The organism is Variovorax boronicumulans (assembly GCF_040544675.1).
GTDB classification, from domain to species: domain Bacteria; phylum Pseudomonadota; class Gammaproteobacteria; order Burkholderiales; family Burkholderiaceae_C; genus Variovorax; species Variovorax boronicumulans_D.
This window is the reverse complement of record NZ_JBEPKK010000012.1, coordinates 137438-160042: the sequence shown is the minus strand read 5'-3', so window position 1 is coordinate 160042 and position 22605 is coordinate 137438. Positions and strand designations below refer to the sequence as shown.

Sequence of the window (22605 nt, the reverse complement as noted above, 5' to 3'; positions counted from 1 at the left end):
GGCATACTCGGCACTCCTTCAACAGCACAGCTCCAGCAGCCATTTGAATCATGAGCATCCTCAGTGAATTCAAGGAATTTGCCGTCAAGGGCAATGTGATCGACCTCGCGGTCGGTGTGATCATCGGCGCGGCGTTCGGCAAGATCGTCGACTCGCTGGTGGCCGACATCATCATGCCGCTGGTGGGGATGGTGTTCGGCAAGCTCGACTTCTCGAACCTCTACGTGGTCCTGGGTACGGCCCCCGCGGGCGTGGCGAACACGCTGGCCGACCTGAAGAAGGCCGGTGTGCCGGTGCTGGCCTACGGCAACTTCATTACCGTGGCGGTCAACTTCGTGATCCTCGCCTTCATCATCTTCATGATGGTCAAGCAGATCAACAAGCTGCGCAAGACCGAAGACGTGGCGCCCGCCGCACCAGCTGCGACGCCGGAAGACATCACGCTGCTGCGCGAGATTCGCGACAGCCTGAAGCGCTCCTAAGCACTGCCCAGCGTTCTTGCCATGCGAAGCGCCTCGACGAGGCTGGACGCATCGGCAAGGCCCATGCCCGCGATATCGAACGCGGTGCCGTGATCGGGGCTGGTGCGCACCAGCGGCAATCCCAGCGTCACATTCACGCCCTTCTCCACCCCGAGGTACTTGACCGGAATCAGGCCCTGGTCGTGGTACATCGCAACCACCACGTCGAACTCGCCGCTGCCCTGCACGCCATGCTTGTCGCGGGCGCGCATGAAGACGGTGTCGGGCGCATGCGGTCCGTCGGCAGCGATGCCTTCGGCGCGCGCGGCGGCGATGGCAGGGGCGATGATCTCGCGCTCCTCCAAGCCAAAAAGGCCGCCCTCTCCCGCATGAGGATTGAGGCCCGCCACGCCGATGCGCGGCGCACGGCCCAGCACCCGGGACAACGCATGGTGGGTGATGCGCAATGTCTGGAGCACGCCGTCGAATTGCACCGCCTCGATGGCGTGGCGCAGCGACATGTGGATGCTCACGAGCACGGTGCGCAACTCGTCATTGGCCAGCATCATGCGCACCGGCACCTCGGCCACGCCGCAGCCCAGGTGCGCTGCGGCTTCGGCCTGCAGCAGCTCGGTGTGGCCGGGGTACGGGAAGCCGGCGGCGGACAGCGCCTCCTTGTGAAGGGGGGCGGTCACGATGGCGGCGATTTCACCGCGCAAAGCCGCACGCGCGGCCCAGACCACGCAGTCGCCGGCGGCGCGCCCGGCCTCTGCGCTGATCTGGCCCGGCACGATGTTTTGCGGCGGCGCGATCACCTGAAGGACCGGGACGCAGCGCGGCGGAACGGCTGCGACCTCGGCCGCACTCGCGATTTCCGCCACGGGCCATGCAGGCTCTCCAGGCCCGGCCAACGCCTGAGAGGCGCGCCGCAAGGTCGCCACGTCGCCGGCCACGAAGGCGCCGCGGGTCGCATCGGGGGCATCGCGAAACGCCTTGACGACGATCTCCGGGCCAATGCCCGCCGGATCGCCCATGGTGATGGCAATCGCCACGCTCGTGCCGCTCATGCCGGGTTGTCGATGTCGATGAACTCGTGCTTCAAGCCGAGCTGCGCCGCCACATGCGCGGCCACGGCCTGCGCGCCGTAGCGTTCGGTCGCATGGTGCCCGCAGGCCAGGTAGGCCACGCCCATCTCGCGCGCGTAGTGGGCCTGCGGCTCCGAGATCTCGCCTGTGATGAAGGCATCGGCGCCGGCTGCGATGGCGGCTTCGAAGTACCCTTGGGCGCCGCCCGTGCACCAGGCGATGTTCCGGATGGGGCGGTGCGCCGTGTCGACCAGGGTCACCGGCCGCTGGAGCACTTTTTCTGCATGCGTGGCCAGGGCCTTGGCGCTGGCGAAGTTTTCGCCGTTCTCGCGTGCGCCCAGAAAACCGAGTTCCTGCTCGCCGAAGCGCCCGGCCGACCCGCCATGGGCCACCAGCCCCAGTTGCAGGCCGAGCTGAGCGTTGTTGCCCAGTTCAGGGTGCGCATCGAGCGGCAGGTGATAGGCGAAGAGGTTGACGTCGTCACCCAGCAAAAGGCCCAGGCGCTGCTTCATCCAGCCGGTGACGCGGCCGTCCTGGCCACGCCAGAACAGGCCGTGGTGCACGAAGATGGCGTCGGCCTCGGCGTGGATCGCGGCTTCGATCAGCGCGCGGCTGGCGGTCACGCCCGAGACCAGCTTGCGAACCACGGTGCGGCCTTCGACCTGCAGGCCGTTGGGTGCGTAGTCCTTGAAGCGCCCGGGGGCCAGCAACAGGTCGAATGCGTGCAGCAGTTCGTGGCGTGTGGTGCTCATCGCGCCATTGTCGCGCCGCGCGCGGCGAGTGCGCTCCGGGATGAAGGGATGCTCGAGGGAGGCCGGGTACGGCTGCGCCTTCGACCCAAGGGTTATCCCTTATTCACAGTTTCAACGTGCACCAATCCCGCCCCGCCCGAACGGTCTATCGCATTCACCATTGAGAGACAATGACACGCAACGCCCCGCTCCATGGGGCCTTCGAACGTCTTTTCACCGAGTTTTCATGAAACGCACCTGGCTGCTCTTTGCCCAAGCCGTGACCGTCCTGCTGGCGGCCTATTTCGTCGTTGCGACGCTCAAGCCCGAATGGCTCAACAAGCGCTCGACGTCGCTGGGCGGCGTGGTCTCGATCGTGGAGGCGCCCTCGGGCGGCCCCGCCGTCGCCGCGCCCGGGAGCCTGAGCGTGCCGGCCAAGAAGGCCTCGCCCGCGGTGGTGAGCATCAACACCAGCAAGGCCGCGCGCCATCCGCGCAGCAACGACCCCTGGTTCCGCTTCTTCTTCGGCGACCAGGCCGACCAGCCCCAGGTGGGCCTGGGCAGCGGCGTGATCGTGAGCCCCGACGGCTACATCCTCACCAACAACCACGTGGTCGAGGGTGCCGATGAGATCGAAGTCACGCTGAACGACAGCCGCCACGCGCGCGGCAAGGTGATCGGCACCGACCCCGACACCGACCTGGCCGTGCTCAAGATCGAGCTCGACAAGCTGCCGGTGATCGTTCTGGGCAACTCCGACGAGCTGCTGGTGGGCGATCAGGTGCTGGCCATCGGCAACCCCTTCGGCGTGGGCCAGACCGTGACCAGCGGCATCGTCTCCGCACTGGGCCGCAACCAGCTGGGCATCAACAACTTCGAGAACTTCATCCAGACCGATGCGGCCATCAACCCGGGCAACTCGGGCGGCGCGCTGATCGACGTCAACGGCAACCTGCAGGGCATCAACACCGCGATCTACTCGCGCTCGGGCGGCAGCATGGGCATCGGCTTCGCCATTCCGGTGTCGATGGCCAAGATCGTGCTGGAAGGGATCGTGAAGGAAGGCCAGGTCCGCCGCGGCTGGATCGGCGTCGAACCGAGCGACCTGTCGCCCGAACTGGCCGAGACCTTCGGCGTGAAGGCCGATGCCGGCGTGATCATCACCGGCGTGCTGCAGAACGGCCCCGCTGCCAAGGCCGGCATTCGGCCGGGCGACGTGATCACCTCGGTGGGCGAAAAGAAAACCGACAACGTGCAGGGCCTGCTGACCGCGGTGGCCGGCCTCAAGCCGGGCAGCACTGCACGCTTTGCGTTGCAGCGCGGCAGCGACAAGATGGAACTGGACGTGATGCCGGGGCTGAGGCCCAGGAGCCCGGTTCGGCAGCAGCTCCCGAACCAGCAGCAACCGGAATAAGTCCGGTCAGGAAGACGCCGAGGAATCGGCGTTTTCTTTGTCCGCTTCCTCGTCGGGCTTCTTGCCGCTCTGGGCAAAGTAGCGCGCGCCGATGATGCCCACCTCGTACAGGATGCACATCGGCACCGCCAGCGCGAGTTGCGAGACCACATCGGGCGGCGTGAGCACCGCCGCCACGATGAACGCGACGACGATGAAGTAGCCGCGGAACGACTTCAGCTTCTCGATGGTCACCATCTCGAAGCGCACCAGCAGCATCACGACGATCGGCACCTGGAAGGCGACGCCGAACGCGATATAGAGCGAGAGGATGGCCTCCACGTACGACGAGATGTCGGGTGTGGCCGCCACCGCGGCGGGTGTGAACTTCTGGATGAAGCTGAACATCTTGTCCAGCACGAAGAACTGCACGAACCCGATGCCGGTATAGGCCAGCAGGCTTCCGAAGAAGATCAGCGGCAGCGCAAAGCGCTTTTCGTGGCTGTAGAGGCCGGGCGCCACGAACATCCAGGCCTGGTACATGAGCCAAGGCAGCGCCAGCAGCACCGCCGTCATCATCAGCACCTTGAGTGGCACGAAGAACGGCGAGAACACGCCGATGGCAATGAGCTTGGCGTCCGGCGGCATGTGCGCGCGGATCGGCATTGCAATCAGGTCGATCAGGCCGCCCGGACCGGGCCAGATCGAAAGCAGGATGCCCGCGATCACCAGGCCGTAGACGCAATAGAGCAAGCGGTCGCGAAGCTCGACCAGGTGCTGCACGAACGGCTGCTCGGTGCCCGCCAGCTCGTCGTCTTTGTCTTTGTTCTTGTCGTCGGAATCGGCCATTGGGAAAGGAAAAAGCGTGGCTTCGGCCGGCGTGCGGCAAGCGAGGAACGCGGGGGTGTTGAAGCGCTAGTTGATCTTGTGGGGGCGAAAGCGCGCCACCCGCGCCGCACCCGACAGCGCCTTGGTGCGCACACCGTTGCGCGCCTTGTACCACTGCGGCGTGGCGCCCTGTTTCAGGCGCCAGTTCTTGCGGGGGTGCTTGTACTCCGGCACCGCGGCTTCGGGCTCCGCCAGAGCGGAAAGCGTCTGGCCCGATTCGGAGAATTGCTTCTCGAACTCGCTCGCGCCGGTGTGGATGCTGTGCTCCACGTCGCGCGCGGCGTCCTCGACCGTGGTCTTCATCTTGCGGAGCTCGTCGAGCTCCATCGATCGGTTGACTTCGGCCTTGACGTCGTTGACATAGCGCTGCGCCTTGCCCAGCAAGGTGCCCACCGTCCGGGCCACGCGCGGCAGCTTTTCCGGCCCGATGACGATCAGCGCCACGACGCCGATCAGCGCCAGCTTCTCAATGCCGAGGTCCAGCACGTGCGGTCCGCGCTCAGGACTTCTGACGCGCTTCGACGTCGATCGTCTTGTCGCTGTTGGCCGGCTGGCCGGTCACTTGCGCGGCAGGGGCGGCGGCCGCCGATGCGTCGGTGGTGGGATTGCCGTTGGCATCCTTCATGCCGTCCTTGAAGCCCTTGACGGCGCCACCAAGGTCCGAACCCATGTTCCGCAGCTTCTTGGTGCCGAAGATCATGACCACGACGAGCAGCACGATCAGCCAGTGCCAGATAGAAAAAGAACCCATGGAAGACTCCTAAGAATGTGTCCGATTTTAGTCGGGCGGAATGTGACAGTTTGGCTTAATGAAAGTCAGCCACGAAGCCACGGACGAGGACCGCCCATGACATGGACATGGAGATGATGAACCTCCTGCCCACCCTCGGTGCCGGTGTTGACGACGACGCGGTAGCCGCCGTCCGGATAGGGCCTGCAGCCCTGCTCCAGCGCCAGTCGGGGCGCCAGGGTCATGATCTTGCCCATCAGGGCGGCATCGTCGGACGTGAGCTGCGCCATGGAGGCGATGTGCTTCTTGGGCACGAGCATGAAATGCACCGGCGCCCAGGGCGAGATGTCATGGAAACCGAAGACTTCGTCGTCCTCGTAGACCTTGCGCGACGGAATCTTGCCTTCGACGATCTTGCAGAAAATGCAGTTCGGATCAGATGACATCTTGGGGTTCCATCGAGCGGTTGTCGTTCATGCGGATCATGCCCTTCACGATCCGGTAGAGGAACCACAGCGAAATCAGGCTCCAGGCGATCCAGCCCGGCACAAAAAGCAGCAGCCAGAGCCACGAGGTCACGATGTAGAGCAGACCGGCCCATAGCACCGAGCGGATGCGCCAGCTGAAGTGCGTGGCCTGCCAGGTGCCCGCCGCGTCGTCGCGTTTGACGAAGTCGATCACCAGGGCCACGATCAGCAGCAGCACGGAGGCCTGCGCCCCCGGCACGACCGCGCCGATCGCCACGATCAGATGCAGGATGTAGCTGACCCAGCCCCAGGTCTTGAGCGAGTCGTCAGGTTTCATGTTCACGATGTCGTTGGCCATGGGATGTCCTTTCAATCCTTGCCTGCCTCGCGCGCCTGCACCTTGCGCAGGGCCTTTTCCTCGATGCCGCTGGTGCCTTCGCGGCGCTCCAGCTCCGCAACCACCTCGGCCGGCGACAAGCCATAGTGCGCCAGCGCCACCATGGTGTGGAACCACAGATCGGCCACTTCGTTCACTATTTTCGAGCGGTCGCCGCCGTGGTCGGCATCCTTGGCGGCCATCACGACCTCGGTGGCTTCCTCGCCGATCTTCTTGAGGAAGGCGTCGGGGCCCTTGTGCAGCAAGCGCGCGACATAGCTCGTCTCGGGGTCGCCGCCGTTGGCGGGCAGCCGGGTCTCGATCACCGCGGCCAGGCGTGCGAGGCCGTCGGAAGTATTGGAGGCGTTGGGGGTGCTGTTCACAGTGCCGGTCATTTGTAGATCGACTCCGGGTCTTTCAAGACCGGCTCGACCACAGTCCACTGGCCGTTGTCGTACTTGCTGAAGAAGCAGCTGTGGCGGCCGGTGTGGCAGGCGATGCCGGGCTCGTGGCCAAGCTGGGTGACCTTGAGCAGCACCACGTCGTTGTCGCAATCCAGGCGGATCTCATGCACGGTCTGCACGTGGCCCGACTCCTCGCCCTTGAACCACAGCCTGTTGCGCGAGCGGCTGAAATACACGGCGCGCCCCAGCTCGGCGGTCTTCTCGAGCGCCTCACGGTTCATCCAGGCGAACATCAGCACGTCGTTGCTGCCTTGTTCCTGCGCGATCACGGGCACCAGGCCGTTCGCGTCCCACTTCACTTCATCAAGCCAATTCATCGGGGTATTGTCGGGGATGGGGCAAAGACCCCTTGATAGTCAATTCAGCGGTCGATTCGCACGGGGATGCCCCGCGCCGCCATGCGGGCTTTCGCCTCGCCCACGGTGTGCTCGCCGTAGTGAAAGATGCTGGCCGCCAGCACCGCGTCGGCACCGCCGGTCTGGATGCCGTCGGCCAGGTCGTCCAGATTGCCCACACCGCCCGAGGCGATGACGGGCACGCTGACCGCGTCGCTCACCGCGCGGGTCAGTTCCAGGTCGAAGCCGCTCTTGGTGCCGTCGCGGTCCATGCTGGTGAGCAGGATCTCGCCCGCGCCGCGGCGCGCCATTTCGGTGGCCCATTCCACGGCGTCCAGCCCGGTGTTCTTGCGGCCGCCATGGCTGTACACGTCCCAGCCCGGGCCGCGCGTGGCGGCTTCTTCGGGCGTGCGGCGCTTGGCGTCGATGGCCACCACGATGCACTGCGAGCCGTATTTCTGCGATGCGTCGTTGATCACCTGCGGATCGGCGATGGCCGCCGAGTTGAAGCTGGTCTTGTCCGCGCCCGCGTTGAGAAGCCGGCGCACGTCGGCCACGGTGCGTACCCCGCCGCCCACGGTGAGCGGAATGAAGACCTGCGAAGCCACCGCCTCGATGATCGGCAGGATCAGGTCGCGCCCGTCGCTGGTGGCCGTGATGTCCAGGAAGGTGAGTTCGTCGGCGCCCTGCGCGTTGTAGCGCGCGGCAATTTCGACCGGATCGCCGGCATCGCGCAGTTCGAGGAAGTTGACGCCCTTGACGACGCGGCCGCCGGTGACGTCGAGGCAGGGAATGATGCGTTTGGCGAGCATGGGAATTTGAACCGGAAGGAAATCAGAGAACGGTGAGCTGTTGCCAGCCCTGCCATTGGGCGCCGGGCGCCAGCGTCACTTGCTCGTCGATGCGGGCCGCCTCGACGCAAAGCATATTTCGGTAACCGTCGGCGGGCATGTCGGACAGCTTGGCGCAGAGTTCCGCGCCGGGGTTCCACACCACGGTTTCGGTGCAGCTAGCACTCTGGGCAACCGCGAGCGTGCCGCCCGGTTGCACGAGGCGCAGCGGTTCGGCGGGGGCGGCGTAGACGCTGTCGAACTCGGCATCGAACCGCAATGCGGCAGCCGTCTCCACATGGCGGTCGTCGCGCAACGAATCCCAGCGGTTGGCTCCCTCGAGGCCTTCGAGACGCACCTGGGCGATGTCGTCGACGCGCAGGTAGGAGTGCAGCGCCGCGGCAAAGGCCCAGGGCGCGCTGTCGATGTTGGTCAGCGTGAGCGCGATGCGCAGCCGGCCCGGCGCCAGCGTGGCTGCGAGGCGCGCCTCGAAGGCATGCGGCCAGATCGCCCGGGTGGCCTCGTTGTCGCGCAGCCGGAACGCCAGCGTGCCGGCCTCGGCACCGGAGCCCTCCGATTCCCAAGGCAGATTGCGCATGAAGCCGTGCTTGGGCAACGCGCCGCGCTGGTTGAACTGAGGGCAGCAGAGGGGCACGCCGCCACGGATCGCGGTCTTGCCGTCGAACACCGCGCGCGGGCTGAGGTAGAACCTCTCCACGCTGTCGGCCGTGGTCCACGAGAGCACATGCGCCCCGTGCAGGGCGACGGTCAGCGTGCTGCCGTCGGCGCCGGTGGCACGGACCGCGGGCTGGCCGCGAAAGTCGATCGGGGTGATTTGCATCTGAAGAATTGTAGGCAGCCCCTGTGCGGTAACAGCGCCTTGGCCCCAGGCCGCCGCGCTCCGGTCAGCGCGCCGGCCACTCCCAGCGGGGAATCTCGCTCATGTCGAGGTTGGCGATACGGGTTTCGCCGAACTGCTTTTCGAGCACCACGTGCTGGACGCCTTCGCTGTCGTCCAGCGCGGCGATCAGGCGCGCGGCGTGCGAGACCACGATCACCTGCGACTGCCGCGCGGCCTGCGCGACGAGGCGGCCGAGGGCCGGCAACAGATCGGGATGCAGGCTGGTTTCAGGCTCGTTGAGCACCAGCAGCGCCGGCGGACGGGGCGTCAGGAGCGCCGCGATCCACAACAGGTAGCGCAGGGTGCCGTCCGACAGTTCCGCAGCCGTCAGGGGCCGCAGCAGGCCATGCTGGTACATCAGCGTCTGGAAGCGGTCGCCCTCGGCCCGGACTTCGACGCGCGCCCCCGGGAAAGCATCGTCCACCGCGCGGGCCAGCGCTTGCCCGTCGCCGATCTCGCGGATGGTCTGCAGGGCGGCCGCCAGGTCGGTGCCGTCGTTGGCAAGCACGGGCGTGTAGGTGCCCAACTGAGGCTGGCGCGCGGGCGCGTCGGCGTCGGAACGGAAGTGATCGTAGAAGCGCCAGGAGCGCATCTGCTCGCGCAGCGTGAGCATCTCGGGCGCGTCGCGCGGGTCGGCGTGCTCGGTCATCATGCTGGCGAAGGCGGGGATGGGCCGGCCCACGGCCTGCCAGCCCTTGCCGTCGCGCAAGCGCAGCGCCCCGCCCTTGCGGTCGACCAGTTGCGTGGAGGGCCGCAGCAGCGGGCCGCTCCAGATGGCCTCGTGCTTGATCTGCGGATCGCGCGAGAACGCGGTCGATGGCATCGGCGGCGGCAGGCCGATGTCGATGGCGTAGCCGAAGTCTTCCGACTCGGCACCGGCAAACCCCAGCTTCAGTGCGACAGGTTCGCTGCGCGTGGTGCCCTGTACCGGCACCTCGCCGCGCAGCATGGCCGCCGAAAAGCGCTCGGGCCCGGCCCACAGCGTGGAAGACAGCCCGCCTTCGCGCACCAGCGAACGGATTACCCCGCCGTTGGCGATGTCGGCCAGGAGCCGCATCGCGCGGTACACGCTCGACTTGCCGCTGCCGTTGGCGCCGGTCACCACCGTGAGGCGGCCGAGCGGCACCGTCAGCTGGCGCAGCGAGCGGTAGTTGGCAATGGCGAGCGCGGAGAGCACGCGCTGCGACGGCTAAGGCGTCAGGCGCCGGCCAGTTCGTCCGCGCGCGCCTGGGCGGCGGCGAAGTCGAGGTCGCCCGAGTAGATGGCGCGCCCGCAGATCACGCCCTCGACGCCCTCGAACTCGACCGCGCAGAGCTGGTCGATGTCGGCCATGTTCGACAGCCCGCCCGAGGCGATCACCGGGATGGTCAGCGCCTGCGCGAGCTTGACGGTGGCTTCGATGTTGATGCCCGAGAGCATGCCGTCGCGGCCGATGTCGGTGTAGATGATCGACTCGACGCCGTAGTCCTCGAACTTCTTGCCGAGGTCCGCCACCTCGTGGCCGGTGAGCTTGCTCCAGCCGTCGGTGGCGACCTTGCCGTCCTTGGCGTCCAGGCCCACGATGATGTGGCCGCCGAAGGCGCTGCAGGCGTCCTTCAGGAAACCCGGGTTCTTGACCGCGGCGGTGCCGATGATCACGTAGCGCAGGCCGTCGTCGATGTAGCGCTCGATGGTGTCCAGGTCGCGAATGCCGCCTCCCAGCTGCACCGGGATGTCCTCGCCGACTTCCTTGAGGATCGCCTTGATGGCCGCATGGTTCTGCGGCTTGCCCGCGAAGGCGCCGTTCAGGTCGACCAGGTGCAGCCGCCGTGCGCCGGCCTCGACCCATTTGCGGGCCATGGCGGCGGGGTCTTCGCTGAAGACGGTGGACTGGTCCATGTCGCCCTGTTTGAGGCGAACGCAGTGGCCGTCCTTGAGATCAATGGCGGGAATGAGGAGCATGGAAGTGACGCGAGTGTGCGGAGTCCGGGCTCGAAGGGGTTCGGCCCGGGCGAAAAAAATGGTTCAGGGATTCCAGTGGAGGAAGTTTCGGTACAGCTGCAACCCGTGGTCCGCACTCTTCTCGGGATGGAACTGGGTGGCAAAAATGTTATCGCGTGCGATGGCTGCGGTAAAGCATGACCCGTAATCCGCCTCGCCCACGCTGTGCCGGGCATCGGCCGGCCGCGCATAGAAGCTGTGCACGAAGTAGAAATAGCTCAGGTCCGGAATGCCCGCCCACACCGCGTGCGGCTGGGCCTGGCGCACCTGGTTCCAGCCCATCTGGGGCACCTTGAAGCGGCTGCCGTCGGCCTGCAGCCGGCCGGCCAGTTCGAACTTGATGACCTCACCCGGTATGAGGCCAAGACCGTCGGTCGGGCCTTCGTCGCTGCGCGACAGCAGCATCTGCATGCCCACGCACACGCCGAAAAGCGGCTTGTTCGCCGCTGCCTCGAGCACCGATTCCTGCAAACCGGAGTCGCGCAGCTCGCGCATGCAGTCGGGCATGGCGCCCTGCCCCGGCAGCACCACGCGGGTGGCCTTGCGCACCACGTCCGGGTCGGAGGTGACGAACACTTCCACGCCCACCTGGTCGGCCGCATGGCGCACGGCCTGCGACACGGAGTGCAGGTTGCCCATGCCGTAGTCGACGACGGCGACGGTATTTGCTGCAGACTTCATAGCTGTTCGCTGGCGGATTTCAGAGCGACCCCTTGGTCGATGGAATGACGCCGACGGAGCGCGGATCGAGCTCCAGCGCGCCGCGCATGGCACGGGCGAAGGCCTTGAACACGGTCTCGCACTGGTGGTGCGCGTTCACGCCCTTGAGGTTGTCGATGTGCAGCGTGACGAAGGCGTGGTTCACGAAGCCCTGAAAGAACTCGTAGGTGAGCTGGCTGTCGAAGGTGCCGATCATTCCGCTGGTGAAGGGCACATGCATCACCAGGCCGGGGCGGCCCGAGAAGTCGATGACCACGCGGCTCAGCGCTTCGTCCAGCGGCACGTAGGCGTGGCCGTAGCGGCGAATGCCCTTCTTGTCGCCGATGGCCTGGGCCACGGCCTGCCCGAGCGTGATGCCCACGTCTTCCACCGTGTGGTGGCCGTCGATGTGCAGGTCGCCCTGGCAGTCGATGTCCAGGTCGATCAGCCCGTGGCGGGCGATCTGGTCGAGCATGTGGTCGAAGAAGCCGATGCCGGTGGCCAGCTTCGCCTTGCCGGTGCCGTCGAGGTTCACGCTGACGGTGATCTTGGTCTCGGCGGTGTTGCGGGTGACCGACGCGGTGCGGTCGGTGCTCTGTGGGGTGGTCATAGTGAGGCTTCGAGTGCGGCGAGCATTCGCGCATTTTCGTCGGCCGTTCCGACGGTGAGGCGAAGGCAATTTGCCAGCAGTTCGTGCATTTTAGAAACGTTCTTCACCAGAACCCCGTGGGCCTTCATGCCCTCGAAAGTCTTGGTGGCATCGGGAACACGCAAAAGAATCATGTTCGCGTCGCTCGGCCAGACCGTGACGCCCCGCAGCCGGCCCAGGCCCATCATCAGGCGATGGCGCTCCTCGCGGATCTGACTGGCCTGCGCCTCGAACACCTCCGCGTGCTCCAGCGCGAACAGCGCGCACTCGCAGTTGAGCACGCTGATGTTGTACGGCGGGCGCACCTTGTCGATCTCCGCGACCAGCGCCGCCGGACCCATGAGGTAGCCCAGGCGGATGCCGGCCAGGCCGAATTTGCTGAGGGTGCGCATCAGCAGCACATGGCCGTGCCTGGCGAGCCGGTCGATGTAGCTGCGCGCGGCAAAGGGCTGGTAGGCCTCGTCGATCACCACCAGCCCGCCCTGCGCGCTCTGGGCTTCGACGATCTTCTCGACGACCGCATCGTCCCAGAGGTTGGCCGTCGGGTTGTTCGGGTAGGCGAGGTAGACGATGGCGGGCTTCTCCAGCGCGATGGCGGCCAGCATGGCGGCCTCGTCGAGCTCGAAGTCGGACGTGAGCGGCACGCCCACAAAACGCAGGCCCTGCAGCTGGGCGCTCATGGCGTACATCACGAAGCCGGGCACGGGCGCGAGCACGGAGGCGCCGGGCTGGTCGCAGGCGATGGCCAGGAGCGAAATCAGCTCGTCCGAGCCGTTGCCCAGCATCAGGCTGAAGCCTTCGGGCATCTGCGCATGGGTGGCCAGCGCGCGCTGCAGGTCGGCGCCGCGGTCGCCCGGGTAGCGGTTGAGCGCCAGCGCGCCGAGCCGGGCGCCGAGTTCGGCCTGCAGCGCGGGCGGCAGGCCGAAGGGGTTTTCCATCGCGTCGAGCTTGATGAAGCCGCGCGCGTCCTGCACGGCGTAGGCGTGCATGGCGCGCACGTCGGCGCGGATGCGCTGGAGCGCGGGGAGAGAGTCAGACATAGGAGGTTCGCTGGGGGTCGAAGACCATCGGGTGGTCGTTGGCGTCGAACAGGTCGAGCAGTTCGCCGAAGCCGCCTTCGCGCTTGACCAGAGCGTATTCGGCTTCGGAGATGAGGTTGACGGCCAACGGGGCGATGGCCTCGTCCTCATCCACCGTCACGCCGGAGAGCATGCGCGCGTCGAGGCGGTAGATCGGCGTCAGGAAGAAGAACGTCTGGAATCCGCAATACGACAACGGCGGCTCGGGCATCGGCACGCGATGGCCGCTGGCCAGGAAGAAGCTGTCGAAAGCCGGCAGCTTGGCCAGCCAGCGCAGGTTGGAGATGTATTCGGGGTTCAGGTCGCGCACGTACCAAATCAGCTCGGCCGCACGCGTCATGCCTTCGGGAACGCCACCGGGCGGAGCGGGCATAAGACGGTCGCTCATGCCGTTGGTGACGAGTACGTAGCCTTCGTCGTCGGCCAATTCGCTGTACTTGGCGAAGTTGCGGCGGAAGGCGTGGATGTCGACGCGATGCTCTGCGTCGGCGCTGTCGAGGAAAGTCTGCTCGGGTTCGCTCGCCAGACCGTCGAGCATGGCCTGCAGGCGCAGCTGCGCCCGGGTGGGCGTCGTGCCTGCGGTGCTGCCCCCGAAGGCCTTCTTCAGTCTGTTGAACATCGTGGGATCAGGACGAACACCGGAAGCCGTTCTGTAACGCATTCGAGAGCACCAGCTGCACCGGCATGTCGGCCTCGTAGACCTCGGCATTGCGCTTGAGCTCGGCCTGGAACAGCGAACGCGCCATCGAGGGTTCGAGCCGGCGGCCGTCGACGCAGAACAGCGGCTTCTGGCCCGCACGCCGCGCCGTGTCGCTGGCTTCGCGCAGGCCTTCGAGCACGCCCACCAGGTAGTAGCTGGCGTAGGCCTTGCCCTCTTTCTTTTCTTGGGCCTCGAGCGTGTGGAACTCGCGGATGCTCATGGCCTGCGCACCGGCGGCAGCCCCGAGGGCGAGCAGCGGCAGCAACAACAGGGAAACGGCGCGCTTCATGGCATTTACTTGCGGTAGCGCGGCGGCGGCGCGTAGGCGCCATCGGCCGGGAAGGCGCTGGGCTGCGGCGGCGTGGCATCGCGGCGCGGACGGCGCGGCGCTTCGGGTTGCTCCAGTTCGAACAATGCGGCACCGATCACGCCGATGTTGCGCACGTCGCCGGCTTCGGTGTTCGCCGCGTAGGCACGGCCCGGCGCGGCGAAACGGAAGGCCGCGACTTCGCTCTGGCTCTTGCGGAAGCCTTCGATGTCGAGGGTCTGCTGCGGGCGCAGCACGTAGCCGCCGTTGCGCAGGCTGCCGGGCTTGCCGTTCAGCACGTCCAGGCCGTCGACCGTGGCGATCACTTCGTAGCTGCGGTCGCTGAGGTTGCGAAAACGCAGCGTGTAGCGCGCGCCCTCGGTACCGGCCAGGCGGAACATGTCGTTGCTGCGGCGTGCCCGCTGCAGCGGCAAGGGGCGGTTGCTTTCGTCGATCACCGACCATTCGACATCGCCCTGCGCCAGTTGCAGGTTGAGCCGGCGCTCCGGATTGCTGCCCGCATCGCGGCGCACGGCGGAGGCTTCGTTGTAGCCCAGCATGGCCACTTCATCGGGCTGGTCGGGGCTCAGCCGTTTGGTGACGATGGCGCGGGACTTCGATTCGATGCCCTCGCCCCACTGCGTGCCCAGTTGTGCCGGTGCGGGTGCTGCCGCTGGCGGGGCGCTCGGCGTTGCGGCCATGGCGGCCGACTCACGCGGCAATTGCGGTATCTGGGTGCAGGCGGCCAGCAGGGCTGCGCCCGCGATGAGGCCCGTGGCGAACTTGAAGAATCGCGAACGACAGAGACGCTGAATCATCTTGAGGGCTCCTCCCGGAAGCGGGTTTGACAGGGCCTCAGATCTTACGCAGCCGCATGCGGGCGGCTTCCGCGTGCGCCTGCAGCCCTTCTCCCTCGGCCAGCGTGACGGCGATCGGGCCGAGCACCTGCGCACCGGCTTCGCTCACCTCGATCAGGCTCGAACGCTTCTGGAAGTCGTACACGCCCAGCGGGCTCGAGAAGCGCGCCGTGCCGCTGGTGGGCAGCACGTGGTTCGGTCCTGCGCAGTAGTCGCCCAGGCTCTCGCTGGTGAAAGCACCGAGGAAGATCGCGCCCGCGTGGCGCAGCAGCGGCTCCCAGCGGTTCGGCTCGCTGCTGCTGACTTCCAGATGCTCGGGCGCGATGCGGTTGCTGATCTCGCAGGCTTCTTCCATGCTCTTCGTGTGGATCAGCGCGCCGCGGCCATTGAGCGAGGCCGCGATGATCTCGGCACGCGGCATGGTGGGCAGGAGCCGATCGATCTCGGCCTGCACGCGGTCGATGTAGGCGGCGTCGGGGCACAGCAGGATGCTCTGCGCCAGCTCGTCGTGCTCGGCCTGGCTGAACAGGTCCATCGCCACCCAGTCGGGCGGCGTGCTGCCGTCGGCCAGCACGAGGATTTCGCTGGGGCCCGCGATCATGTCGATGCCCACGGTGCCGAACACGCGGCGCTTGGCGGCCGCCACGTAGGCGTTGCCGGGGCCGGTGATCTTGTCGACCGCTGGGATGGTGGCGGTGCCGTAGGCGAGCGCGGCCACGGCCTGCGCGCCGCCGATGGTGAAGGCGCGCGTGACGCCCGCCACGTAGGCGGCGGCAAGCACCAGCACATTGCGCTCGCCCTTCGTCGACGATGCCCCGCCGACGCCACCGGTGGCGACACTGCCCTTCACCGGCGTCGGCACGACCATGATGATTTCGCCGACGCCGGCCACATGCGCCGGAATCGCGTTCATCAGCAAGCTGGACGGATAGGCGGCCTTGCCGCCGGGCACGTAGATGCCGACGCGGTCCAGCGGCGTGACCTTCTGGCCGAGCAGCGTGCCGTCGGCATCGCGATAGCTCCAGCTTTCGCCGCTGGCCTTCTTCTGCGCCTCGTGATAGCTGCGCACGCGCTGCGCCGCGGCTTGCAGCGCGACGCGCTGGTCTTCGGGCAGCGAGTCGAAGGCTTCCTTGAAGTCGGCCTGCGTCAGTTCGAGCTCGGAAACGGCGGCAGCGCCCAGGCCATCGAAGCGGCGGGTGTATTCCAGCACCGCCTCGTCGCCGCGCTTCTGCACATCGGCCAGGATGTCGGCCACCACCTTCTCGATGACTGCGTCCGCATCCGCGGACCAATGCAGCCGCGCCTTGAATTCAGCATCGAAGCTGGCTGAAGCCGTGGAGAGACGGGCGGGGGCTGCTTTCAGGTTCATTGCGTTTGAAAGGAATGGAATGTCTTTGACGGTGCTTGGGCGCACTCACTCGATATTGTCTTGAGCCAGCGAGGGCGAATTCGCCAGCCTGCCCCGGAGCTTGATCGTCGCTTCGAGCGCACGGGCTCCTGCCCAAGCGGCGAGCAGTGCAAAAAGACATGCGATTCCGCTCACGGCGCCACCGCTTGTCAGCCGAAACATGACCATGAGCAGCGTCACCACAGCGAGCAAGAGCGCTGCGCCAGATGCAATGCGACTGCGATACCTGCCGATGCCGAAGGCGCACGCCGCGTTGATGAGTGCATCGACCAAGCCAGCCTTGTCAACGATGAGCGCAGACACCGCCTGTGCGCCAGCAACGAAGTACAAGGCCTTCGCGGTGTCCTTGACCATCTCGAGAGCCGCGTAGTGGCTGTCGAGTCGGGAGAAAAAGCCCTTCTTGCTCTCTTCTGACATGGCCACCTCAGACCTGAGGAATGGCCGACGCAAACGCGTCGATGATGCGGCGGATGGGTTCGCGCTTGAGCTTGAGCGCGGCCTGGTTGACGACCAGGCGGGCGCTGATGTCCATGATGCGTTCCACCTCGACGAGGTGGTTGGCCTTGAGCGTGTTGCCGGTGGAGACCAGGTCGACGATGGCGTCGGCCAGGCCGGTGAGCGGCGCGAGCTCCATGCTGCCGTAGAGCTTGATCAGGTCCACGTGCACGCCCTTGCTCGCGAAGAAGTCGCGCGCAAGGCCCACGTACTTGGTCGCCACACGCAGGCGCGAGCCCTGTCGCACGGCCGAGGCGTAGTCGTAGTCGGCGCGCACGGCCACGCTCAGGCGGCAGGCTGCGATGCGCAGGTCCAGCGGCTGGTAGAGGCCCTGGTTGCCGTGCTCGAGCAGCACGTCGGAGCCGGTCACGCCGAGGTCGGCGCCGCCGTACTGCACGTAGGTGGGCACGTCGGAGGCGCGCACCAGCACCACGCGCACATCGGGGCGGGTGGTGGCCAGGATGAGCTTGCGCGATTTCTCGGGGTCTTCGGTGACCTCGATGCCGGCGGCGGCCAGCAGGGGCATCGTCTCTTCGAAGATGCGGCCTTTGGACAGAGCAAGCGTGATCATGCGGCGGCTCCAGTCACACGCTCGATGTCGGCACCGAGGCCGCGCAGCTTGGCTTCCATGCGGTCGTAGCCGCGGTCCAGGTGATAGATGCGGTCGACCAGCGTCTCGCCGTCGGCCACGAGGCCGGCGATCACCAGGCTGGCCGAGGCGCGCAGGTCGGTGGCCATCACGGTGGCGCCCGAGAGCTGGGGCACGCCCTCGACCATCGCGACCTTGCCCTCGACGTGGATGGTGGCGCCCAGGCGCACCATCTCGTTCACATGCATGAAGCGGTTCTCGAAGATGGTTTCGGTGACCATCGAGGCGCCGCGCGCGATCACGTTCAGGGCCATGAACTGGGCCTGCATGTCGGTCGGGAAACCGGGGTATTCAGTGGTGCTGAAGCTCTGCGCCTTGAGGTGTCCGCTGGCCGGCGCCTTGGAACTGATGCGCACGCCGCCCTCTTCCGGCGTGACCGTGCATCCGGCGTCGCGCAGCTTGTCGATCACCGCGTCCATGTGCTCGGCGCGCGCGTGGCGCAGAAACACGTCGCCGCCCGTGGCCGCGACGGCGCACAGGAAGGTGCCGGCTTCGATGCGGTCGGCCACCACGGCGTGCTCGCAGCCGTGCAGCTTCTCGACGCCCTGGATGCGGATGTGGCTGGTGCCGTGGCCCTGGATCTTCGCGCCCATGCGGATCAGCATTTCGGCCAGGTCGACGATCTCGGGCTCCTGCGCGGCGTTTTCGAGCAGCGTCTCGCCCTCGGCCAGCGCGGCGGCCATGAGGAAGTTCTCGGTGCCGGTGACGGTGACCATGTCGGTCAGGATGCGCGCGCCCTTCAGGCGGGTGCGGCCTGCCGGCAGGCTGGCGATCATGTAGCCGTGCTCGACCACGATCTCGGCGCCCATGGCCTGCAGGCCCTTGATGTGCTGGTCGACAGGGCGCGAGCCGATGGCGCAGCCGCCCGGCAGAGACACCTTGGCGTGGCCGAAGCGTGCGAGCAGCGGGCCCAGGGCCAGCACGGAGGCGCGCATGGTCTTCACCAACTCGTAGGGGGCCTCGGGGTTGGTGAGGTCGCTGGCGTTCAGCTGTACGGTGCCGCTGTCCTTCCCGGTCTGGTCGCGCTCGGCCGTCACGCCCATGTTGCGCACCAGCTTGAGCATGGTCGACACGTCCTGCAGGCGGGGCACGTTGTGCAGCGTCACGGGCTGGTCGGTCAGGAGGGCCGCGCACAGCTCGGGCAGCGCGGCGTTCTTGGCGCCGGAAATGAGTACCTCGCCGCGAAGCTGGCGCCCGCCGCGAATCAGAAGTTTGTCCATCGAGGATCCAGCGAAATGGGGTGGCCCGGGGGCCGGAAAGTTACTTTTCCACCGCCGCCCATTCGGCCGGCGTGTAGGTTTTCATCGAGAGCGCATGCACTTCGTCGGTGTGCATTTTCGCACCGAGGGTGGCGTAGACCCGCTGGTGGCGCTGGATGGCGCGCTTGCCCTCGAATTCGGCCGAGACGATGGTGGCGTACCAATGTCGGCCGTCGCCCTCCAGCGAGATGTGCTCGCAGGGGAGGTGGGACTGGATCAGGGCCTGAAGTTCGTCAGCGGTCATCGAAGGAATGGTATTTATCGGGGAACACCGCGGAACCGGCTTTGCCGGGCCGCTGGTGTTGCCCCCGGAAGGGGGTTGGCGAAGCGACACGAAGTGCGCGAAGACTGGGGGAGAGCCGTTGTTCAGCCTCGGATTTTGTAGCCGATACGAAGGAGATGGACAGCGATGGCGCTCACCACCAGCCAGGCGGTGCCGACGATGCCCAGGCTGAGCCAGGGCGAGGCGTCGCTCACCCCAAAGAAGCCGTAGCGGAAGCCGTCGATCATGTAGAAGAACGGGTTCAGGTGGCTCACGGTCTGCCAGAACGGCGGCAGCGAGCTGATGGAATAGAACACGCCCGACAAAAAGGTCATGGGCATGATCAGGAAATTCTGGAACACCGCCATCTGATCGAACTTCTCGGCCCAGAGGCCGGCGATGAGGCCCAGAGTGCCCAGCATGGCCGCGCCCAGCAGTGCGAACACGATGATCCAGACCGGCGCCACGAAACTGGGCATCGCAAAGAAGATGGTGACCACGAACACGCCGAGCCCCACCGCCAGCCCGCGAATGATCGACGAGCCCACGTAGGCGAAGAACCAGCTCCAGTGCGACAGCGGCGTGAGCAGCACGAACACCAGGCTGCCCATGATCTTGCTCTGGATGATCGAAGAAGAGCTGTTGGCGAACGAGTTCTGCAGCACGCTCATCATCACAAGGCCAGGCACGAGAAAGGCGGTGTAGCCGACCGATCCGTAGACCTTGACGTGGTCTTCGAGCACATGGCCGAACACCATCAGGTACAGCAGCGCGGTGAGCACCGGCGCGCCGACCGTCTGGAAGCCCACCTTCCAGAAGCGCAAAGTTTCCTTATAGAGCAGCGCGCGCCAACCCGTGACAGCCATCATCTTGCGACCTCCAAAGGCGTCTGCTCGCCCGCCATCAGGTCGATGAACACGTCTTCCAGATCGGCCTTGCGCATTTCCACGTCTTCCACTGCCACGCCGGCTTCGCGGATCGCGGCCAGCAGTTGTTCGACTTCGTGCGCGTTCTGCGCGGGCAGTTGCACGATGCGCCCGGTGATGCGCGCATGTTGGGCAATGGCCCAGGGCAGCATCGCATCGGTCTTGAAGCGCAGCACGTTGCTCGCGGCCGATTTCAGCAGTTCGCTGGTGCGGTCCAGCGCGATCACGCGGCCCTGCTTGAGCATCGCGATGCGGTTGCACAGCGCTTCGGCTTCTTCGAGGTAATGGGTGGTGAGCAGCACGGTGCTGCCCTGCTTGTTGAGCCTGGCAACGAACTGCCAGAGAGTCTGACGCAGCTCGACGTCCACGCCGGCGGTGGGCTCGTCCAACACGATGACGGGCGGCTTGTGCACCAGTGCCTGCGCCACCAGCACGCGGCGCTTCATGCCGCCCGACAGCTGCCGCATGTTGGCCGTGGCCTTGTCGGCCAGGCCCAGGCTGTGCAGCAGCTCGTCGATCCAGTCGTCGTTGTTCTTGATGCCGAAGTAGCCCGACTGGATGCGCAGCGACTCGCGCACGTTGAAGAAGGGGTCGAACACCAGCTCCTGCGGCACGATGCCCAGCTGGCGGCGCGCCTGGGCGTAGTCGCGCTGCACGTCGAAGCCATGGACGCTGATCGCCCCGGACGTGGGGCGCGACAGCCCCGCGAGCATGCTGATCAGCGTGGTCTTGCCCGCGCCGTTGGGCCCGAGCAGGCCAAAGAACTCGCCCTGCTCTATTTGAAACGAGACCTCGTCGACCGCGCGCAAGCCTTGTGTGCCTTGGGCTTTTTGCTGTTTGGAGGGGGGATAGGTCTTGGAGACCGACTGGAATGAGATCGCGGGCATGGGAGCCGGTGATTTTACGGGCGATGGGTTTTTCAGCGCTGCGCAAGGGTGAACGCGCCCCGCGATAGGCGCAGGCGCCATGCGCCCACGCCGCTATGGCGCCCTAGGCAGGGGTGCGAAGTTCACCCACAATCCCGCCGGTGTCGGCATTTGCACACCGCAACCACCTATCGCAAGGACCGCCTCCATGAAGTGCTCGATCCGCAGTTCCCTCACGACAACGGCCGGGGCCTTGTGCCTGGCCGCGATGTTGGCCTCCTGTGGTGGGGGCGGCGGAGGGGGTGGGGGCGGCGGTGGAATCGGCCTCGGTGTGACGGCGCCGCCACAGCCCGTCACCACGGCGCAGCTTCCGGAACGCGAGGCCCTGATCGCCCGGGCACGCGCGCTGGAGCTGAACACGCCCTACGTGCCGCCACCGGGCAACGTGCTGGAACATCACACCTCCGGCTTCGCCAAGACAATGTGTTCCGCGGTCTTCATCACCGGCATCGACCCCGACGTTGCGGCCGAGAGCCTCGGCTACTTCGTGGGGCCGTACGACCAGCGCAAGAACGTGGGCAAGCCGGTGGTCGACCGCGCCAGGAAGGAAGTCCGCGTCTCGATTCCCAACGGCCCGACGCTGGTGGCGCGCCACTTCGGCTCGCAGGGCTGCGTCACGCTGCCGCCCGCCAGAGACGATGTCTTCTTCACGCCCGTAGAGGTCAAGAGCGCACTGGGCGATCCCTCGACCCTGCCCTGGCCGATGGGCGATGTGCTGCCGACCGACCCGCCGCCGGCCGAGGTCGACATGACCAAGGTGGCCCAGGCCGTCAATGCCGCCTTCGGCACGTCAGAAGCCTACACATCGGCATTCGTGGTCACGCACAAGGGACGGATCGTGGCCGAGCGCTACATGAACGGCATCGGCGCGACAACGCCGCTCGAATCGTGGTCCATGGGCAAGAGCGTCGTGGCAACGATGATGGGCATCCTGATCAAGCAGGGCGTCTACAAGCTCGACCAGCCGGCGCCGATTCCCGAGTGGCAAGGGGCCGGCGACGGCCGTCAGCAGATCAAGATCTCCGACATCCTGCAGATGTCCAGCGGATTGCGCATCAAGGCGCCGGACGATCCGGACTTCGATCCCAGCGGCACCTATCCCGACCACATCTACTACTACACGGGCCGGATCAACGCATTCAACTACGCGGCAACCCGACCGCAGCAATGGCCGGCCGGCGCGGTGGGCCGCTACCGCAACACCGACCCGGTGCTGGCCAACTACCTCGTGCGCCTGGCGGTCGAGAAGCGCGGCGAGGAGTACCTGTCGTTCCCGCAGCGCGCGCTCTTCGACAAGATCGGCATCCGCTCCATGGTGATCGAGACCGATCCCTACGGCAATTTCCTCACGCAGGGATACGACTTCATGTCGGCACGCGACTGGGCGCGCCTGGGCAATCTCTATCTGCAGGACGGGGTGTGGAACGGCGAGCGCCTTCTTCCCGAGGGATTCGTCAGCTTCGTGAGTTCCGTCGCGCCCGCCTGGGCGGCGGACAAGCGCCCGATTTACGGCGGCTTCTTCTGGATCAACGGGATGGGTTCGCTGTCGGCGCCGACGTCCGCCTACTACATGCTCGGCGCAGGTGGCCAGTTCGTGGTGGTGATCCCCTCGCACGACCTGATCGTGGTGCGAATCGGCCACTCCAAGGGCGAGCGTTTTGCGGCCTCGACGCTGAACAATGCACTCACGCTGCTGACGGCAGCCGTGCCACGTTCCCTCTGAATCGTGGTGGCGCTGCGACCCCGGA

General features: G+C 66.5%; 29 protein-coding genes. 3 read left to right on the top strand and 26 right to left on the bottom strand.

Going from position 1 to position 22605, the window contains the following annotated elements:
- Positions 1-50: 50 nt before the first annotated feature.
- Positions 51-482 carry a large conductance mechanosensitive channel protein MscL gene (gene mscL, locus ABIC90_RS20585; RefSeq protein WP_354357328.1) on the top strand — a complete coding sequence of 144 codons (432 nt, stop codon included), beginning with the start codon at positions 51-53 and terminating at the stop codon, positions 480-482.
- On the opposite strand, the gene pdxA is transcribed toward mscL, so the two are convergent.
- Together pdxA and ABIC90_RS20575 are read right to left on the bottom strand one after the other, a co-directional pair.
- Positions 479-1528: a 4-hydroxythreonine-4-phosphate dehydrogenase PdxA gene (gene pdxA / locus ABIC90_RS20580; RefSeq protein WP_354357325.1), complete on the bottom strand. Its 1050-nt coding sequence runs from the start codon at positions 1526-1528 to the stop codon at positions 479-481. The genes mscL and pdxA overlap by 4 nt on opposite strands.
- The gene (locus ABIC90_RS20575) at positions 1525-2298 is read right to left on the bottom strand and encodes a Nif3-like dinuclear metal center hexameric protein (RefSeq protein WP_354357323.1); all 774 of its coding nucleotides are present in this window, start codon (positions 2296-2298) and stop codon (positions 1525-1527) included. Before ABIC90_RS20575 ends, pdxA begins: the two co-directional genes overlap by 4 nt.
- 226 nt (positions 2299-2524) lie before the next feature.
- Here ABIC90_RS20575 and ABIC90_RS20570 point away from each other — a divergent pair, with 226 nt between their 5' ends.
- Positions 2525-3691: a trypsin-like peptidase domain-containing protein gene (locus ABIC90_RS20570; protein WP_354357321.1), complete on the top strand. Its 1167-nt coding sequence runs from the start codon at positions 2525-2527 to the stop codon at positions 3689-3691.
- Between the two features lie 6 nt (positions 3692-3697).
- Here the strand turns inward: ABIC90_RS20570 and tatC are convergent, their stop codons facing one another.
- The 24 genes from tatC to ABIC90_RS20450 form a co-directional block, all read right to left on the bottom strand.
- Positions 3698-4519, bottom strand: a complete 822-nt coding sequence (gene tatC, locus ABIC90_RS20565) for a twin-arginine translocase subunit TatC (RefSeq protein ID WP_354357319.1) — start codon at positions 4517-4519, stop codon at positions 3698-3700.
- Positions 4520-4585: 66 nt separating this feature from the next.
- Positions 4586-5044, bottom strand: coding sequence for a Sec-independent protein translocase protein TatB (tatB, locus tag ABIC90_RS20560; protein ID WP_354357317.1), 459 nt, complete (start codon positions 5042-5044; stop codon positions 4586-4588).
- A 13-nt stretch (positions 5045-5057) separates the two neighbouring features.
- On the bottom strand, positions 5058-5309 hold the full coding sequence (tatA, locus tag ABIC90_RS20555; RefSeq protein ID WP_354357315.1) for a Sec-independent protein translocase subunit TatA: 252 nt from the start codon (positions 5307-5309) through the stop codon (positions 5058-5060).
- A 65-nt stretch (positions 5310-5374) separates the two neighbouring features.
- Entirely contained in the window at positions 5375-5734 is a 360-nt protein-coding gene (locus ABIC90_RS20550) for a histidine triad nucleotide-binding protein (RefSeq protein ID WP_354357313.1), read from the bottom strand.
- Positions 5724-6113, bottom strand: coding sequence for a DUF4870 family protein (locus ABIC90_RS20545; RefSeq protein ID WP_354357311.1), 390 nt, complete (start codon positions 6111-6113; stop codon positions 5724-5726). The genes ABIC90_RS20550 and ABIC90_RS20545 overlap by 11 nt, the downstream gene beginning before the upstream one ends.
- 11 nt (positions 6114-6124) lie before the next feature.
- Positions 6125-6526: a phosphoribosyl-ATP diphosphatase gene (locus ABIC90_RS20540; RefSeq protein WP_354357309.1), complete on the bottom strand. Its 402-nt coding sequence runs from the start codon at positions 6524-6526 to the stop codon at positions 6125-6127.
- Complete coding sequence (gene hisI / locus ABIC90_RS20535; RefSeq protein ID WP_354357307.1) at positions 6523-6912, bottom strand: phosphoribosyl-AMP cyclohydrolase; 390 nt, start codon at positions 6910-6912, stop codon at positions 6523-6525. Before hisI ends, ABIC90_RS20540 begins: the two co-directional genes overlap by 4 nt.
- A gap of 44 nt (positions 6913-6956) precedes the next feature.
- Positions 6957-7742 (bottom strand): imidazole glycerol phosphate synthase subunit HisF, encoded by a 786-nt coding sequence (hisF, locus tag ABIC90_RS20530; protein WP_354357305.1) that lies wholly within the window; start codon positions 7740-7742, stop codon positions 6957-6959.
- 22 nt (positions 7743-7764) lie between these two features.
- Positions 7765-8601: a D-hexose-6-phosphate mutarotase gene (locus tag ABIC90_RS20525; protein ID WP_354357303.1), complete on the bottom strand. Its 837-nt coding sequence runs from the start codon at positions 8599-8601 to the stop codon at positions 7765-7767.
- A 64-nt stretch (positions 8602-8665) separates the two neighbouring features.
- A complete protein-coding gene (locus tag ABIC90_RS20520) occupies positions 8666-9838 on the bottom strand; it encodes an AAA family ATPase (RefSeq protein WP_354357301.1) in 1173 nt (390 codons plus the stop codon).
- Positions 9839-9858: 20 nt separating this feature from the next.
- Positions 9859-10602 (bottom strand): 1-(5-phosphoribosyl)-5-[(5-phosphoribosylamino)methylideneamino]imidazole-4-carboxamide isomerase, encoded by a 744-nt coding sequence (gene hisA / locus ABIC90_RS20515; protein WP_354357299.1) that lies wholly within the window; start codon positions 10600-10602, stop codon positions 9859-9861.
- Positions 10603-10665: 63 nt separating this feature from the next.
- Positions 10666-11322 (bottom strand): imidazole glycerol phosphate synthase subunit HisH, encoded by a 657-nt coding sequence (gene hisH / locus ABIC90_RS20510; protein WP_354357297.1) that lies wholly within the window; start codon positions 11320-11322, stop codon positions 10666-10668.
- Between the two features lie 19 nt (positions 11323-11341).
- Positions 11342-11950 carry an imidazoleglycerol-phosphate dehydratase HisB gene (gene hisB, locus ABIC90_RS20505; RefSeq protein ID WP_013539717.1) on the bottom strand — a complete coding sequence of 203 codons (609 nt, stop codon included), beginning with the start codon at positions 11948-11950 and terminating at the stop codon, positions 11342-11344.
- Positions 11947-13029 carry a histidinol-phosphate transaminase gene (gene hisC / locus ABIC90_RS20500; protein WP_354357295.1) on the bottom strand — a complete coding sequence of 361 codons (1083 nt, stop codon included), beginning with the start codon at positions 13027-13029 and terminating at the stop codon, positions 11947-11949. The genes hisB and hisC overlap by 4 nt, the downstream gene beginning before the upstream one ends.
- Positions 13022-13687, bottom strand: a complete 666-nt coding sequence (locus tag ABIC90_RS20495; RefSeq protein WP_354357293.1) for a suppressor of fused domain protein — start codon at positions 13685-13687, stop codon at positions 13022-13024. The genes hisC and ABIC90_RS20495 overlap by 8 nt, the downstream gene beginning before the upstream one ends.
- A 7-nt stretch (positions 13688-13694) precedes the next feature.
- A complete protein-coding gene (locus ABIC90_RS20490; RefSeq protein ID WP_354357291.1) occupies positions 13695-14057 on the bottom strand; it encodes a hypothetical protein in 363 nt (120 codons plus the stop codon).
- A 5-nt stretch (positions 14058-14062) separates the two neighbouring features.
- Positions 14063-14893, bottom strand: a complete 831-nt coding sequence (locus ABIC90_RS20485; protein WP_354357289.1) for a hypothetical protein — start codon at positions 14891-14893, stop codon at positions 14063-14065.
- Positions 14894-14930: 37 nt separating this feature from the next.
- On the bottom strand, positions 14931-16301 hold the full coding sequence (gene hisD, locus ABIC90_RS20480; protein ID WP_354357287.1) for a histidinol dehydrogenase: 1371 nt from the start codon (positions 16299-16301) through the stop codon (positions 14931-14933).
- Between the two features lie 45 nt (positions 16302-16346).
- Positions 16347-16757 (bottom strand): hypothetical protein, encoded by a 411-nt coding sequence (locus ABIC90_RS20475; protein WP_354357285.1) that lies wholly within the window; start codon positions 16755-16757, stop codon positions 16347-16349.
- Between the two features lie 7 nt (positions 16758-16764).
- A complete protein-coding gene (gene hisG / locus ABIC90_RS20470) occupies positions 16765-17406 on the bottom strand; it encodes an ATP phosphoribosyltransferase (RefSeq protein ID WP_354357283.1) in 642 nt (213 codons plus the stop codon).
- Positions 17403-18704, bottom strand: coding sequence for a UDP-N-acetylglucosamine 1-carboxyvinyltransferase (murA, locus tag ABIC90_RS20465; RefSeq protein ID WP_354357281.1), 1302 nt, complete (start codon positions 18702-18704; stop codon positions 17403-17405). Before murA ends, hisG begins: the two co-directional genes overlap by 4 nt.
- A gap of 40 nt (positions 18705-18744) precedes the next feature.
- The gene (locus tag ABIC90_RS20460; RefSeq protein WP_354357279.1) at positions 18745-18987 is read right to left on the bottom strand and encodes a BolA family protein; all 243 of its coding nucleotides are present in this window, start codon (positions 18985-18987) and stop codon (positions 18745-18747) included.
- 122 nt (positions 18988-19109) lie between these two features.
- Complete coding sequence (locus ABIC90_RS20455) at positions 19110-19874, bottom strand: ABC transporter permease (RefSeq protein ID WP_354357277.1); 765 nt, start codon at positions 19872-19874, stop codon at positions 19110-19112.
- Positions 19871-20818 carry an ABC transporter ATP-binding protein gene (locus tag ABIC90_RS20450; RefSeq protein ID WP_354357275.1) on the bottom strand — a complete coding sequence of 316 codons (948 nt, stop codon included), beginning with the start codon at positions 20816-20818 and terminating at the stop codon, positions 19871-19873. Before ABIC90_RS20450 ends, ABIC90_RS20455 begins: the two co-directional genes overlap by 4 nt.
- A gap of 187 nt (positions 20819-21005) precedes the next feature.
- Here ABIC90_RS20450 and ABIC90_RS20445 point away from each other — a divergent pair, with 187 nt between their 5' ends.
- Entirely contained in the window at positions 21006-22580 is a 1575-nt protein-coding gene (locus tag ABIC90_RS20445) for a serine hydrolase domain-containing protein (RefSeq protein WP_354357273.1), read from the top strand.
- The last annotated feature ends 25 nt before the right edge of the window (positions 22581-22605 follow it).